15 protein-coding genes and 1 pseudogene are annotated in these 14,584 nt (G+C 58.7%); all 16 read right to left on the minus strand.

Features of this window, described 5'->3' with window-relative positions:
* The coding region (gene tnpC, locus NKJ72_RS29410; protein WP_352480561.1) for an IS66 family transposase at positions 1-1,468 on the minus strand (1,468 nt) is incomplete at its 3' end.
* 73 nt (positions 1,469-1,541) lie between these two features.
* Positions 1,542-1,886, minus strand: a complete 345-nt coding sequence (gene tnpB / locus NKJ72_RS29415) for an IS66 family insertion sequence element accessory protein TnpB (RefSeq protein ID WP_352480562.1) — start codon at positions 1,884-1,886, stop codon at positions 1,542-1,544.
* Positions 1,883-2,263, minus strand: coding sequence for a transposase (locus NKJ72_RS29420; RefSeq protein WP_352480563.1), 381 nt, complete (start codon positions 2,261-2,263; stop codon positions 1,883-1,885). The genes tnpB and NKJ72_RS29420 overlap by 4 nt, the downstream gene beginning before the upstream one ends.
* A gap of 84 nt (positions 2,264-2,347) precedes the next feature.
* Positions 2,348-2,894, minus strand: a pseudogene (locus NKJ72_RS29425) (IS6 family transposase); the annotation flags it as partial.
* A 177-nt stretch (positions 2,895-3,071) separates the two neighbouring features.
* The gene (locus NKJ72_RS29430; protein WP_023679590.1) at positions 3,072-3,758 is read right to left on the minus strand and encodes a response regulator; all 687 of its coding nucleotides are present in this window, start codon (positions 3,756-3,758) and stop codon (positions 3,072-3,074) included.
* Positions 3,759-4,476: 718 nt separating this feature from the next.
* On the minus strand, positions 4,477-5,517 hold the full coding sequence (gene virB11, locus NKJ72_RS29435) for a P-type DNA transfer ATPase VirB11 (protein ID WP_023673699.1): 1,041 nt from the start codon (positions 5,515-5,517) through the stop codon (positions 4,477-4,479).
* Positions 5,501-6,640, minus strand: a complete 1,140-nt coding sequence (gene virB10 / locus NKJ72_RS29440) for a type IV secretion system protein VirB10 (RefSeq protein ID WP_023679589.1) — start codon at positions 6,638-6,640, stop codon at positions 5,501-5,503. The genes virB11 and virB10 overlap by 17 nt, the downstream gene beginning before the upstream one ends.
* Positions 6,633-7,517, minus strand: coding sequence for a TrbG/VirB9 family P-type conjugative transfer protein (locus NKJ72_RS29445; protein ID WP_352480564.1), 885 nt, complete (start codon positions 7,515-7,517; stop codon positions 6,633-6,635). The genes virB10 and NKJ72_RS29445 overlap by 8 nt, the downstream gene beginning before the upstream one ends.
* Complete coding sequence (locus tag NKJ72_RS29450; protein ID WP_023679587.1) at positions 7,514-8,227, minus strand: type IV secretion system protein VirB8; 714 nt, start codon at positions 8,225-8,227, stop codon at positions 7,514-7,516. Before NKJ72_RS29450 ends, NKJ72_RS29445 begins: the two co-directional genes overlap by 4 nt.
* Positions 8,224-8,382: a type IV secretion system lipoprotein VirB7 gene (locus tag NKJ72_RS29455; protein WP_081731114.1), complete on the minus strand. Its 159-nt coding sequence runs from the start codon at positions 8,380-8,382 to the stop codon at positions 8,224-8,226. The genes NKJ72_RS29450 and NKJ72_RS29455 overlap by 4 nt, the downstream gene beginning before the upstream one ends.
* A gap of 27 nt (positions 8,383-8,409) precedes the next feature.
* Complete coding sequence (locus NKJ72_RS29460) at positions 8,410-9,297, minus strand: type IV secretion system protein (protein ID WP_023762840.1); 888 nt, start codon at positions 9,295-9,297, stop codon at positions 8,410-8,412.
* A gap of 58 nt (positions 9,298-9,355) precedes the next feature.
* On the minus strand, positions 9,356-10,039 hold the full coding sequence (locus NKJ72_RS29465) for a TrbJ/VirB5 family protein (RefSeq protein ID WP_023673704.1): 684 nt from the start codon (positions 10,037-10,039) through the stop codon (positions 9,356-9,358).
* 13 nt (positions 10,040-10,052) lie between these two features.
* On the minus strand, positions 10,053-12,422 hold the full coding sequence (gene virB4 / locus NKJ72_RS29470) for a type IV secretion/conjugal transfer ATPase VirB4 (RefSeq protein WP_023685155.1): 2,370 nt from the start codon (positions 12,420-12,422) through the stop codon (positions 10,053-10,055).
* The gene (locus NKJ72_RS29475; RefSeq protein ID WP_023673706.1) at positions 12,422-12,748 is read right to left on the minus strand and encodes a type IV secretion system protein VirB3; all 327 of its coding nucleotides are present in this window, start codon (positions 12,746-12,748) and stop codon (positions 12,422-12,424) included. Before NKJ72_RS29475 ends, virB4 begins: the two co-directional genes overlap by 1 nt.
* Positions 12,748-13,053 carry a pilin major subunit VirB2 gene (gene virB2, locus NKJ72_RS29480; RefSeq protein WP_023673707.1) on the minus strand — a complete coding sequence of 102 codons (306 nt, stop codon included), beginning with the start codon at positions 13,051-13,053 and terminating at the stop codon, positions 12,748-12,750. The genes NKJ72_RS29475 and virB2 overlap by 1 nt, the downstream gene beginning before the upstream one ends.
* A 74-nt stretch (positions 13,054-13,127) precedes the next feature.
* On the minus strand, positions 13,128-13,913 hold the full coding sequence (locus NKJ72_RS29485; protein ID WP_352480565.1) for a type IV secretion system lytic transglycosylase VirB1: 786 nt from the start codon (positions 13,911-13,913) through the stop codon (positions 13,128-13,130).
* Between the last annotated feature and the right edge of the window lie 671 nt (positions 13,914-14,584).

The following is a 14,584-nucleotide window of genomic DNA, read 5'->3' on the forward strand; positions in this document are numbered from 1 at the left end:
GCGAAGCCGGCGTCCGAAATACGGATGCCAACGATAATGGACTTCGACCTCCTGCCCAACATGGGCAGAATGACCCCGAGATTGCCTGTGGCCGGATGGCGCGCTCGACGGTGTTGGAGTCGATTTCGATGCGGCCGTCGGTGAGGAAGCGCTCCAGCGCGGCACGCCGGCCGAGCGCATAGCGGATCGCCTCTGCGGGCTTCGATTTTCCCGACAGCTTCGGCAGCTCCTTTTCCCACAGCGCAAAGAGAGCGGCAACGACGGCGGCGGATTTCTCCTGACGCGCAGCTATCCGAAGTACCGGGTCCTGGCCGCGCACGGCCTCCTCGGCGGCCCACAGCGGGGCCATCTGCGCCACCGTCTGCGAGGCAATAACGGAGGAGCCTGCGGCATGCAGTTCGTAGAACTTGCGCCGCACGTGCGACCAGCACGCCGCCAGCGTCACGCCGTCATTGCCCCGATCCGATCGGGCCAGCCGGTTATAGGCGGCGTATCCGTCGACCTGCAGGATGCCGCGATAGCCGTCCAGATGGCGGGCGACACATTCGCCGGCACGGCTGTCTTCGAAGCGGTAGGCGACGATGGGCGGTCCGCTGCCACCGAACGGCCGATCATCGCGGAGATAGGTCCAGAGGTAGGCCGTCTTGGCCTTGCCCGATCCTGGGGCCAGCGTTGGGAGCGTGGTCTCATCGGCAAAGACCCGCTCACCCTGCTTGATGCGGGTCAGTGCGTAATCGGCGAGCGGCTCGAGCTCGAAGCCGACCTTGCCCATCCACTGCGCCATCTGTGACCGGTCAATCTCGACCTGATCGCGGGCATAGATCGCTTCCTGCCGGTAGAGCGGCAGGCCATCGGCGTATTTGGACACGGCGATCTGCGCCAGCAGCGCTTCGGTCGGAATGCCGCTTTGGATGATGCGGGCGGGAGCGGCTGCCTGGATAACGCCGTCCCAGCCCTTGTAGGCATATTTGGGACGACGCGTGACGATCACCCGGAACTTCGCCGGGGTGACATCGAGCCGTTCGGAGACGTCCTCGCCGATCAGGATCTTATCCAGCGCTTCGCAGCCAGCAGGCGTTTCGGGCTCGATGACCACCTCGACCCGTTCGAGATGGGCCGCAAAGCCTTTGCGCGGACGCGGCGCGCGCTTCGCTTTCGAGCCGCCCGCAGACTTCTCCATCTGCGCTTCGATGGCCGCCACGCCGGTTTCGATCTCCTCGAAGACCAGCGCATACTGTTCCTCGCTCAGCGCGCCGGTCCGCAACCTTTCGGAGCGGCTGCCGAAGCGCGCCCTCTCCAGCATCTTCACGACCGCCGTCAGGCGTGCGATCCGCTCATCAGCGCTCTTGTTGACCAACTCGAGATGGAGGTTGCGCTCCTCCAGAAGGGCGGCCTTTTGGGCCATGGCAATAACCATCGCCTTGAGCGCGTCAACGTCGTCCGGGAGCGCGAGTTCGGGTGCCGACATGGCCAAAATCAGAGCATATTCGCGGGCAATTTTCCCGCTTTTTCAGCTCCCTGATTCATCATGCCGCAGGGTTTTACCCAACCGATTGCGGCCGCCTGACGGTCTCCGTCCGAACCCGTTTCCAGTCCATTCCGTCAACCAGAGCCATGAGCTGAGCATGATTGAGCTGGACCCGGTGGTGGCCGATCCGCGGCCAGCAGAACTTCGCGTCGTCCAATCGCTTGGCATAAAGACACACGCCGCTGCCGTCCCACCAGACGATCTTGATCCTGTCCGCTCTTTTGGCGCGGAAGACATAAAGCGCGCCGTTGAACGGATCCGAACCGGCATCGCGCACCACTGCCAGAAGGCCGTCGGGACCTTTTCTAAAATCGACGGGATGACTGGCGACCAACACCTTCACGCCGGCCGGGATCATGCCTGGCGAACCGCCCGGATGATCCGCACCAGCTGTTCCTCATTGATATCGGCACCGGCGCGAATGACCACGCCACCCAGCTCGATCTCCACCGACGCAGACGCCGCTTGGGTGACCTCGACAAAGCCAAGCCGATCCGCATCTCGCTGCGGCGTGACCGCACCGCTCTTGATCGCCTTGCGCCGCCAGCCGAACAGCTGGGCTGGCGCCATCCCCGCTTGTCTGGCGATGGCCGATACATTCGCGCCCGGCTTCAGTGTCGCCTCGATCAGCCGCGACTTCGCTTCCGCCGACCAGCGCCGCCGCGGACGCTGCGGGCTTGCCTCCAGCCGGTTCGGGACCGCCTCAAGGACATGGAAACTTCTATCATCAGGCATAGGCGCAGACATAGAAATTGACACTGTAAGCTCCTCGGCTTCTTCAGTGTCACTATCTCTCGCTCATCACCTCAAGCCGCGCCAGATGGGGTCGGCTTGGCGCTTACGGTGATCCTGTTCGATCCGATTGTTGAGATGCCGGCTATTGCGGAGCGGATCGGCTTCAGCGGTCGCCGCGATCGCTGCCGCAGCCGGCTTTCAGCGTCGCAGGAAAGGATTGCTTCGTAATTGGTCTGGCTGCCGTCGATGACGATGCGCTCCGGCCGGCCATGGCGCGTCAGCGCCTTGCGGAGGAAGCGTTGGGCCGCCACCAGGTTACGGTTTTCGCTAAAGAAGAACTCGACCGTATCGCCGAGGATGTCGATAGCGCGGTAGAGATACATCCATGGCCGCGGACCTTGATGTACGTCTCGTCCAATGCCACTTGCTGCCGACCACACGCTTGCGCCGGTTGAAGCGCTCCAGCAGCTGCGGCGAGAAGTGGGCAACCCAGCGATGCACAGTGGAGTGGTCGACCTTCAACGCGTTCGGCCATCATCTCTTCCAGATCGCGCAGGCTCAGAGTGTAGGCCAGGTACCAGCGCACGCACAGCAGGATCACCGACTGGTCGAAATGGCGGCCCTTGAACATCACGTGCTCCTCCACAGCTGAGGCGTTTTTCTTGCCATGCTCGCTTACAAAAAGGTTTGCGACAGAGCCGTTCGAACCGCATGCCGACACCATCGTCAAGGGCGGCCGCGATGTCCATTATGGCCACAAGCTCAACCTGACGACGGGCAGGCAGTCTGTTCTTTCAATTTAGACCAACTATGCGGATGCCGCCTCAGTCAATTCAAGAATGTAACCAATGCCGCGCATGGTCGTGATACGTGGCGTTGCACCTGACCTACTCAGGTGTCCACGTAAGCGATAGATTCCGACTTCAAGCGCGTTGGCAGATACCTCGTCGTTGAACGAATAGAGGTGATCTTCCAACTGCGCACGAGGCACGATGCGGCCTGCACGGATAAGCAGATGCTCTAAAATACATAGTTCGCGGCGTGCGATCTTCAGAGGATGACCCGAGACGGAAACCTGTCGGCCGATCGGATCGAAATTGAGATTGCCAAATACAACGATGGGGTCGGTCACCTGTGTCGACCGGCGCAGAATGGCTCTCATTCTGGCGATGAGCTCATCGAAAGAGACGGGCTTGAGCAGAAAGTCGTCCGCGCCACCGTTGAAAATTGCAATCCGCTTCTCGAGATCGTTGATGCTACTCATAATGAGGGTTGGAACTGAATGCCCGTTGCTCCTTAGCTGTCTCAGCCAGCCCAAGCCATCGCCATCTGGCAGAGCCAACTCCAGCAGGAGAATTTCATAGGTTGCGCAACAAAATGCCCTCGACGCCTGTTCCAGGTTGCCAACTACATCAACGGCAAAACCGCTATCCCCGAGCGCAACTCGCACAGCGCGCGTAAGATCCACATGATGATCAATGAGCAGCGTTCGCATTTCACGTCCTATCAAGGTCGGACAGGTCACCGTCCGCTGTCAGACCGGGGCGACAGCGGAAGTCGCGCAACTCTTCGTAGTGTTCGTAACGCTCTTTCCGATGGGTGATCGCGGGAGCATGCAAGCCGCACGCCTGCAATAGTCGGGGATGGAACACGTGAAGACCTGTTGACGGGCTGAAACCGTCGGTCGGCCAGCCCACAATGCCACCGACTCTGCCTGCGATTTCTCTGCGCATCGATCCTCCTATGGGTTGCGTCGCAAACTCCAGCTGAGGTCGCAAGGGCAGGTTGCGGCTTTGTTCATTGAGAGGACCCCCTGGAGGCAATACCAGGAGGATTCCCTATAGGGCACTTCCCGATTTACCACCGGTCATTCCGAACCACGTTCGGCGGCTTTGAAGACACTCATTGAGCGCGGCTAGGTAAATCAAGGGTACGACCTGCCGGGTGTCGATGCCGCTTTTGAAGCAGGCATCGGCACCAGCTCGGTGAGCGTCGCCCGCGCAATTCAGCGGACGCGCTCGATACACCCAGTCGAATCGTGCCGCAACTTGCCGCGCCGACAGGGCGCCCGAAGACTTCAGACTTGTGACCGAAGGTCTACGCCCAGTCCTCCTCCCATTATCCACCTCCCTCAAATCAAAGTGGACGTTCAATCTGAACAAATTACGCCATCGTATCACAAACGACTTACCGATCCCCGACGTGCTCTAGCCTTAGTGCTTGTTAAGAAGGTCGGCTACTGTCTCTCCGCGTCGCCGGGCATCGGCGGCGAGCCACACCTCCCCCACCTCATACACGTCGCCGTGGGTACTGAACGGCACAATGACGTCAATGGCAGCCGACAGCAGGTCAAGAAGCGTGTGGTCTTCCACAGCAGCTCCTTGCGGGCTGCTCTTGACGAGTGAAAAGAGCTTTTTAAAGCCTTGGACCGGATCCGCCCCATGAATCGTTGATATTGATCCCGCATGGCCGGAGACGACTTCGCTAAGGTAGGCCCAAGCAGCATCATCGCGCATCTCGCCAAGCAATATTCGATCAGGGCGCATGCGCAAGCTGGCTTGCAACAGTTGCTCGGCTGTCACCGCACCTACGCTTGCTCGGTCCTTCGGATAGAGTAACCGGACATGGTTCTCGTGCGGGATTGCAAGTTCGAGCGTGTCCTCGATACTTATCAGCCTCTCTTGCGGGGGTATAGCGTTGATCAAAGTCTTGCTCATTGTCGTTTTGCCGCTTCCAGTAGGTCCGCAAAGCAGCATCGTGAGCCGCCCGCAAACGCATGCTCGCAAAAATTGCTCCAAGTCACCATGGTCGTAGTGCTGAAGAATCGTTTCGTCCTGCCGCTCTTGGCGCTCCTTTCGTGACCGCCATTGATTCCAACGCGAGTATTCGTAGCGAGAAGAAACTTCCTTGAGTTCGGTCACACGACTTGAGGGACGCCGTATCGTCAGGCTTATTGTTCCTGAGGGAACAGCGGGCGGCAAACAGATCTGCAGCCGCTCTCCGTTCGGCAGCTCAGTCGCACAGAGGGGGCTTTGCGGTCCGACATCTTGCTTGCGCAGCGCTCCAGCGAGGATCGCGATGTCCTCCAGATCGTCATAAGATAGCGGTAGCGGATGTTTCGTGAAAACGCCGGCCTGTCGGACAAAGGCTTCCCCAGGCCGGTTGATAGCGACCTCTTCGGTCCTTGGCTCCTCAAGCCATTTCAAAACAGGGTTGAGAAGCAAACGCAATTGAGGGTCAGCCTCCGGTCGCATTGTTGTCTCTCCGGCGTTGGCGATGTTGGGGGGCTGGCGCCACGGCGATCGGTCTAAGATCGTATACATCTGAGAAATCGAGGTCCCGAGCCACAAAGATCGATACAGCATCTCCCTGGTTTTTCTTCAGAGTTGGCGGAACGTTGATCGTTGCTCTAAGGGTCGTGTCAACGGCTTGTCCGGCGTTGCTCTGGAAGCTGTTGATGCCGCTTCCTCCACCTGAGCTGCCAGCGTATTGACCGGCGGCCTGAAACGCGCCTTGAATGACGCTCATGAGCATTGCTCCGCCAAAGCGCTGCCAGAAGTGATTATCCACCGTGCCAGGCATTCCGGAGCGGCCGAGCTCGTCAGCGCCCGGCGACGCTAGCGAAACGAGGGCATGGTCAGGCGTTTCGATGCGCGTCCACAGCACGAAGACACGCGCATCCCCCTGTTGGAGACCACGCTGGATCTCGCCAATCACGGTCGTCCCGCGATCCAAAAGCACCACGTTGTTGGTGGCGCCGCGGACGTCTTTAGGTAAGACGCACTTCACATAACCCGGTAAATTTGTGTCGACTGCCGTTTGCAAAATGCAGGGAATTATCGTTCCTTGGGTAATCACGAGATCAGGGTGCGGCAAAAGTGTGGCCCGGCTTGGCTCCTGTATATCTGGCTTCAATCGCCCCGTCAGATCGCCAGCGTCTGAAATCTCATGCGAGGTCGCGGGAGCATCCCTATGGTTGTCTTCGCTCCGCTGACCGTCGTTGGGCATTTGACCGCTGCCACTGTAGGCGAAAATTGGTGTTTCCTCCGGCGGCGGATCAGCTGGCGCCGGAGGCGGCGTGGATGGCGCAGGATCTCCTGCCTGCGCCGCCTGTACGGGTGCTGGAGCTTCGGGAGCAATCTCAATCGGCACGGGGCGGAATGGCTCGGCGTCGGCGACAATTGGAGGTTTTGGCTGAGTTGGCTCGTCTTGTGTGCTGGGACGACCGCCGAGCCAGATGAGCGATAGAGATGAGATGAGAACAAGAGCAGCGACGGCCAACTTCTGCAATCCCGAAACATGCCGGCGGGCCGGCTCCGAGACCATCGATCCTGAGGCATGGACATCATGTCCCGACTGTGGGCCGGTTTCATTCATCGGCCGGGCCTTTCAAAACGCGCCACACGTCGGGTGTCACTGTACCGGTCACTGGCGCTCGTCCCACAGGGTCATAAGCCCTGTTGAAAATGGACAAGACCGTATTGCCATCTCTCAGACGCCATTCCCGGGCGACTGCGGATACTTCAACATAGTCTCCTTTGACCGTGTAATTGGCAGCGGCTTCCTTGCCGTCGGGATTGATAATGTAGAGGGAGGGTATGCGGGAATTGCTTGCGAAGCCAAATACGGTGGTAAAGCCATTATCGAAAACTTCCAGCGGCGCCAGCGATCGATCGCCCTTTGCGACGTAGTGAAAATTGCTTTCGTCCGGACTGGTAGTTGCGGCGGGCCGATTCAACAAATCCTGAACTCTCTCGTCGCGCAGCACTTTCGCCCGGGCCTGACCAAGAATCGAGCGCCTTTCTGCGTCCTTTCTCTGAGCAGCAGCCTCATCAGCAGGATAGGTGAACTGCACACTGTAGTATAGGTCAGGTTGCTGCTCATCGAGTTTTGGCATCGCTCTCGTTGAAATACTGAAGACGTATCTCCGTGTACCGGACTCACTCTCGGCCAGCACGATGACCGGCTGCGGCGGGAGCATCCGGCTAGCCTTAAAAAAGAGATAGTTGGCGCGCGGGAGCGCAGCCAGGTCTTTGCTATTGGAAACGGCCACGGCTGCGACTGTCTCGTTGGCCGCGAATGTGACAACCAGCGTTGCCCCCACTGCGGTAGACAGGCGCACCACTTCGTCAGGACGGTAAGCCAGGTAGCGCATGCGCGCATCATGCTTGCCGGCAAGTGGTGTGTCTTCCGCGGACGCTTCCATCGTTAAGAAGAGTGAACAGACCAGCGCGAGAAACGCTCTTTTTGTCATGGCTGCACATAGCCCAGGTTCGATACGCTATCTTCCGAGCTTTGATAGGAAGTGACGAGTAGACCTCCCGGATTGGTGAGCCTCGATTGCCCAGGCAGACCCGTCAAGCGCTCGTAGCGGATGGTAGCTGTCCAGGTGGTCACTATCGGCATCTGCCCATCGACAACAAGCGTACGTTTGTAACGGATCTGTTGAACGTCCGGACTGATGTCGTTTGAAGAAATATGCCCGACCTCGAGCTTGCCGCGTTTGCCGACCGTGACTTGCGGCGAGGTGGGATTCGGATAGTTGAAGAAATCTTGATATTGCTGTCGCACAGCCGGCGCGCTGAAACTGGATACGAGGTCATAGGCGTATTGGGCTGTATCTGCTGTGTACCCCTCGCGCAGGCGTACATATTCCCACAGCGAAGCATTTATGACGGCTCGGTCTTGGGTTGCCGGCAGTCGAGAGACTGACACTTCGCTGTCGACGGTCCCATCCGGCCGGACCCAGAGGAACACAGGTACGAGCTTGGCCAACGGGACCATGGCAGCAATGGTAAATGCCTGGGCAACATTTCCTAGGACCGCCGCTGCGGCAAAGGCTATCAGGGCCTTTGACAGGCGCCGCGCAGACTTCGCTCGTGAAGTTTGAAACGCTTCCACCTTCTTATAGTGGGCGGCTAGCGTTTCTCTCTCCACCAGAAGGGCATGTTCAGGAACTTTCACTTTGGCTCTTCCGCGCATTCGACCTGAAGATCCTCAGGGGTGGTTTCCCATTGTCCCACGTTCAGTTGGAATGGGGCACCCGCGCATGTCGCAAGCCCATGGCTCGTCTTGCAGGCGGCCAAAGCGAGGATTGACAGAAGTAGGCAATATTTCATGTTTTTGGCACCGAGCTTGTCGATTGATTAACCACCCGCCGTTTTGGCAAAGTGGCGATTGAGGCTGTTAAGAGGTCGGTTCGCACCTCCCCAAGAGCCGCCGGCGATGCTGCTGGCGATCGTCGGAAGCGCGACGATCAGAGCGTCACCAGCTAGGAAAAGCATGTCGAGCTCGTAAAGCCCGATGATCTTGGCTGCTGTCGTGCCCGAGAATTTGATCATCAAAAGCATGGCTGCCAGCGAGACTGCTTCGGCAGCGATTACTATCGTTGCAACGATGTTGAGGAGGAGAAGCAGCAGCCCGTACGAGAGCAGTTGGCCGATCCATCTGGTGGCTATGTCTCGAGTGTGATCAAAAAGGTAGCCTACAAGGACCAGGGGGCCGATCGTCAAGAGCACCTTCGTCAGAATTCCAACGGCATCGTAGATCTCGAACGCTGTCCACAGCGCGCCGTAGAAAATCCATTGCGCTCCCTCGAAAGCAAGTATGTCCTGGCCGTTCATAGGCCCAATTTCGGAAGCAATCAGCTGAAAGACATACTGGCTTGAAGCAAACATGAGATCGAGCTTCTGGGGGATTCCGATGAAGGGCAAGTCGCTGCCACTGATGTCGTGAGCCAACCTCGGAATCGTGTCGTCGAAGAGCGCTTCAATGTACTGCTGATAGTTGGCCTGCCCTAAGATAAGGGCGACGACAATCGACACCATGATTACGCGCGAGATACCCCCGCGCGCATCGACTTGACCACGCATGACCAGACAGCCTTGGATTATTATCCAGAGCGTGACACACGCAACCAGAGGCGCACTGACCGCCGCTTGGACGTTTTCAAGCACTTTGTGCAGCCCGGACGTGAAGGCCCCATGAAAGATCGTGTGTATAGTCGTGAATGGCGCGGGAATTTTGAAATTCATGGCGTGAGCCTGATGTGTCCCTGATCAGCGCAGCTGAGCCTGATGAACTCTGTGTGGTTTACGGGAGGATGCTAAACATATTAGCGGTGTCCTGATGTTCGCGACGCTGCGTGGCGGCCTCCTCCACGGCGTGAAGGCTCCCTTGTGCAGTGGCCATTGTCAGCAGACTCGTGGCCTGGACATTTTGGATCATCGCATCGTGAATCTGCTTGAGGACCAGACCGTTGGTCACGGTGGCCTGCATAATATTTCCCGAGCGGGAAAGCTGACCAAGCGTGCCGGCGTTATCCTTAAGGCGCTTGTCCATCATGCCCAAAGTGTCGGCTGCAATAGCTGCGGCATTGGCGGCCCCGGCGATTTGTCCCTGTAACAGTTTCGCTTCTGAATCGGTGCCGTTGACTATCCGATTTGGGTCCTTCGCAATGTTACGGGCCATAATCGAAGCTGGCGCCCGAGCATCAAACATCTGCTCCTCCAGCTTATTGCTCGACGGGTAGTGATTTCCTTGGTTCAGTGAGCTTAGCAGTCCCGTGACAGCGAATGACGACGTTAGAATTGTCACCATTTCAATCGTGGTAGCGAGCGTCTCGATTGACCTCTCAAGGATCGCCGCATTGGAAAGCGCTGTTAAGGTCGCTTGTGTTTCTGTTACAGGGTCGCTGACGATAAATTGCGAACGGGCCTGTCCGTGAAGCAGAAGGGAAGCAGCAAGGGTCGTTACTGCAAGTTTGGCAAATTTCATGAATATTCCTCCGTCAGTCTTGAACTTCGTGGTACCGGGCCATGAACTTGTCGAGCCACCCACTTGGGGCGTCTCCGTGCTGGTTACGAAGCTGGTCGGCAAAGCGCACTGTGTTGGCCCGCCCCGAGAGTACGGCTACGTACTCGCGCATCTGCCCAAGATCGAATTCGCAAACAATACTCCCGCTATCGCGCTTGAGCAAAAACTTGCGGCTGCCGATTGCCATTCCCTGGCGGATTGCCTCGAACTCCTGCGCAGTGCACTTCAAGCCATCGACATACGCAGAGCGGTCCGCCGTCGGTGATGGGTAGAAAATTTTCGTCATACATTGCGCAACGAGACTAGCTCCGAGAGGCGATTCCAGAACGTGTTCAGGCTGCTGCGTTGCGAGTATCAACATGCCGTTGTTTTTGCGGACCGTGAGCAAGAACTTGTCGATAACGGCCGAGAATTGGGGGTTGAGTAGATAGAATCGAAATTCGTCGCAGCTCATGACGAACCGACGACCATCGACGATAGCGCCCACTCGATGCAGAAGGTATGCGGCGGCCGGTGCACAGACCTCCTCATATTCCAGGAGCTGCGTCATGTCGAAGCCCGTAATGGAGGCATCCAGCCTTACTTCGTCCACGTCGCCGTCAAAGGCCCATCCAAGCGCCCCCCCTCTACACCACCGCTGCAGCCGTGCTCCTGCGCCCTCGGAGGGGCTGTGCAATAGGAACTCGCGCAGGCCCGCAAGTGAGCGCATAGGGGGTTCGAACGAAAGCTGACGAACAATGCCGCGTTCCAGCCGACGGCTTTCCTCCGGCGAGATCGGACCACGGCCGTCACTCTCGATCAGGGCCATCAACCACTCGCGCAGAAAGTCCCGGGAGGCGGAGGTGTTGTCCAGTCCACGCAGAGGGGCCAAGCCGCTCGGAGCGCCTCTGCGCAACGCAAGATATGTCCCTCCCGTGGCTCGCACCAGCAGTTCACCACCCCGATCCTTGTCGAAGAAGACGATCGCACCATTGCGATCGACCAAGCTTTGCTCAAGCATCGCGAGGACAAAGGTCATCAGCGTCGTCTTGCCTTTGCCAACGGGCCCGAATATTGCCGTCATGCCGACGTCATTCTCATGGGGGATGTAGTCGAAAGAAGTTCCACCGTTTGTGCGAAAGCGCGCAACAGCATTGCCCCAGTGGCCGGAACTGGAACCGCTTGGGAAGTTCTCAAATGAGACGAGCCCGGCAAAATTGTGTGAGGTGATCGCCCCCGGGCGCGTGCGCCACCTGTTGTTCCCCGGAAGTTGGGACCAATATGCGGCCTCCATGCCGATGCCCTCTTGGACGATAACGGCGCCCGCGTCGGCCAGCCGTGCGCGGGCACTTGCTGCGCGATCTGCAAGGCTATTGAGGCTGTCGGCATAGACGCACAGGCTCAGATGATGCGAACCCATCACGAATTCGTTGCTTGCCAGTGCGTCCTCTGCCTCGGCAAGTTCATTGATCTGGGTGAGAGCCTTGTCGCCGGCACTCGTCATCTGGCTGGACTTAAGGCTTAGTTTGGCATGAGCTTGTGGGCGAGTGAGGAAGGAAAAGCTCTGGCTCAGGACAAGCGGGAAGTTGGCGGACAGCAAGGAATTTAGCATGCCCGGCCGCGTCGTCGCCGGATATTCACGGAACGAAAACAATGATCCGACGGAGCTATCCCCGGGCCTTCGAATCTCAAGCGCCCGCTTCCCGCAGATGACCTGGTCAGTGTAGATCGAGGCGCCAAGTGAGCCGGTAACCATCGGAACCGGAAGAAACCGGCAAGTCATCATGAGCCGAAGCGCCTCGCCGATTTCCGTGAAGAGCACGTTGCCTTTCTCACGAATGCCCAACCGGCGCAGACCGTAACCGCCGAGTGCGCCAGCAGTGATGTGCCAGAGGTCTTCCAGGCTCCGCATTTGGGTGGCTAGATCGTGCTCATTCCGTCTGCGGGACTTGGCAATCCGCAAGCCGATCTTGCCGATTGCGGTGCGGGGGGACACGATCAAAGTGAGGAAGTGATCGTTGCGAAAGAGCTTTCCCGACAGCACACGACGCTCGTAGGCCTCGCTCAGACTGCCAGCGAATGCACTTTGAAACTGGCGCGGCGCCGGCGCCGGCACATCGTTGTGTCTCACAAGATGAGCGTATATCGAGACATTGTCATCGGCGATGTTGCGCAAGAGAGTGTTGAACGCGCGGCAGCGCGAGTTGCGCATCTCAGCGTCTTCCAAATCAAAGGGCACACCGTTCACATGTGCCATGGCCATGATCGATCCGTCTTCCAGAAGGACAACCTGATCGCTTACGTGACCAACATACGGAAGGTAGATCTCGCCAGACCTCTCGGTCCGGCCGCTGGCGCCGAACATTACACCATTCCTCTTCCGCGTTTCGGCACTCTGATCGGATTGGCGCTGACGCTTGCGCCTCCCCAGACCGGCCCGTCCACGCTTCTGCCGGCCGTCTGCAAATAGAGCAGCACGACGCTTGCCGCGTTATAGTCACGCTCAACAACCAGCCGTGCTCCGAACCAGAGTGGCACGAGAACGATTTCGTAGAGCGGGTTCTGAAGGATAATGATAACAAGCCCAGCCAACATCATGAGCAATCCGGCCAGCGTCAGCGGCACCCCCAGAAACAGTGCGGGGCGCGTCGCCGCCACATAGAGGGTGCTCACTTCCAACCGGTCGCTCATCAGCCGCCGCCTATGAGCGCCTTGCCCAGGAAGCTGGCCCCGAACATGATGACGATCCCTCCAACGACACCCGCAACCAGGCCAAGTGAAGCACGACCGAACATCCAAGAGATACCGATGGCTACGAGCCCGAGCACGGCCAGTGATTGTCCAAAGGGGCCAAGTATGAACGTGCAGATATTCTGGACCATCTTGGCAGGATCCGTCCCTCCGGTCACCTGAGCCGCGGCTGGCCCGCTGTAGAAGACCGTCCACGCCGCGCCTGCAGCAGCGGCCGGTACATATTCAGCCGCCATGCGCAGCATGGAAAAAGGCGAAGGAACACGCGTTTTAAGCGCACGAAGTATCTTGAGTGGCGTCATCATTGCATCTCCATGTTTCAATCGAATACGAGTTTGTTCGGGTTCGCGGGTTCCCGTGCTTTCGCAGCCTGGCTGCCTGTCGGATCGGAGGGATCGGCCCCGGAGCGGTCCGGCTGATACGAGCCCCAGATGTCCCAAGAATCTTGGTTGGGCTGCTTCTTTCTATTGGCCTGTTGGCTCTGCTGGAGCAGAGGCGGCACGGCTTTCCGACCGGGTGCCTCAAGGTGCGGCACATCTCGAGCAGTCGGCTCCAGCGTTCTCTCAAGGAGACTTGAGATGTCCTTTGCGGCCGACTCGACCTTGCGTACATAACCGTTGGCGAAGCCATGCGTGACGTCGCCCGTGTTATAGGCCGAGATGGCACGGCGAAGCGCCAGTTGCTGTGCCACAGCAGTGGTGCCGCCGGCATACCGGCTTTCAAGCAGGTGGGCGGCAGCCGAAAGCGAGGCGCAGGGCTCGAAAGCCCTTTCCGGCGTGAGATTGAGCATGGCAAAGTTCTTGCTGTTTATCTGCATCAATCCAACATCGACAGAATGTTGTGCTTCGAGGCGTTCCTTGATGCCCCGCGTGGCTTCCAGGTGGTCTATCCAGCGAAGCTGCTCACCTGTGGTGTTGTCATGAGCCACCAGCGTTTCAAAGCCACTTTCAATCTTGGCAATCGCGGCGAGGGTGGACGGCGCAACCCAGGGGGCGCATTTGCGCGACAGGCTGCGGAACTCACGCGGAGAAAGTGGCGCGGGCTCGGCTGGGAGTGACATGGATGTCATCAGGACGATGGCCAGCGGCCAAGCTGCAATAAACATCCCTATCACCTACCTTTCCAAGCCGCCGGACGGGTTCTGGCCCTGTCCGGCACGCGCTTATCGGGGAGGTTTGTTACTGTGTGATGTTCAAGTTCAGCTTTTCGGTTTCAATTGAAGCAAAGACCGTGTTCGTATCAGCGTGGGTGAGCATCTTGCGCATGCGTGGGTGGCGCGGGCCCGATCAGCCAGCGACATCCGGAGCATCTTGGTACAATGACTCCTGTACAGGATTGCTCGTCCCGGCCGTCCGTTGCTCCTGGAGTGTGGGCCGCGACTTTGGCGTCATGGATGGTACTTCTGTCAGCGCCAAGCCAAGGACAAAATGGGGAGCTTGGCGGGCTTGTTCAGGCTCGGGATCACCGTGGGGAATCGACTAAGGCGATAAAGCGGCCCAACTTTGCCGGTATGCTGCCGGTCCTTAAAGAGCAGCCATGCGCGGCCCTGCACACTCATATCATTGCTTGAGACGCGAGCTCGTCCGCGAAGCTGGCTCGAAGGCGCAAATCCGCGGCGGCGAGGGTCAACTGGGAAGACGTGGCGGCGCAGCCCTCCTGGTGCGAGCCTCGTTCAGCTGTTCGGCCGCCGCCGCCAAAGGGTGGATCATGCACAGTCCCATCGGCAGATAACCGCACGTGATTGACGGAGTCCGACGGCGCAATGGACAAGCATAG

The organism is Mesorhizobium sp. M0045 (assembly GCF_040323385.1).
Taxonomy (GTDB): Bacteria; Pseudomonadota; Alphaproteobacteria; order Rhizobiales; family Rhizobiaceae; genus Mesorhizobium.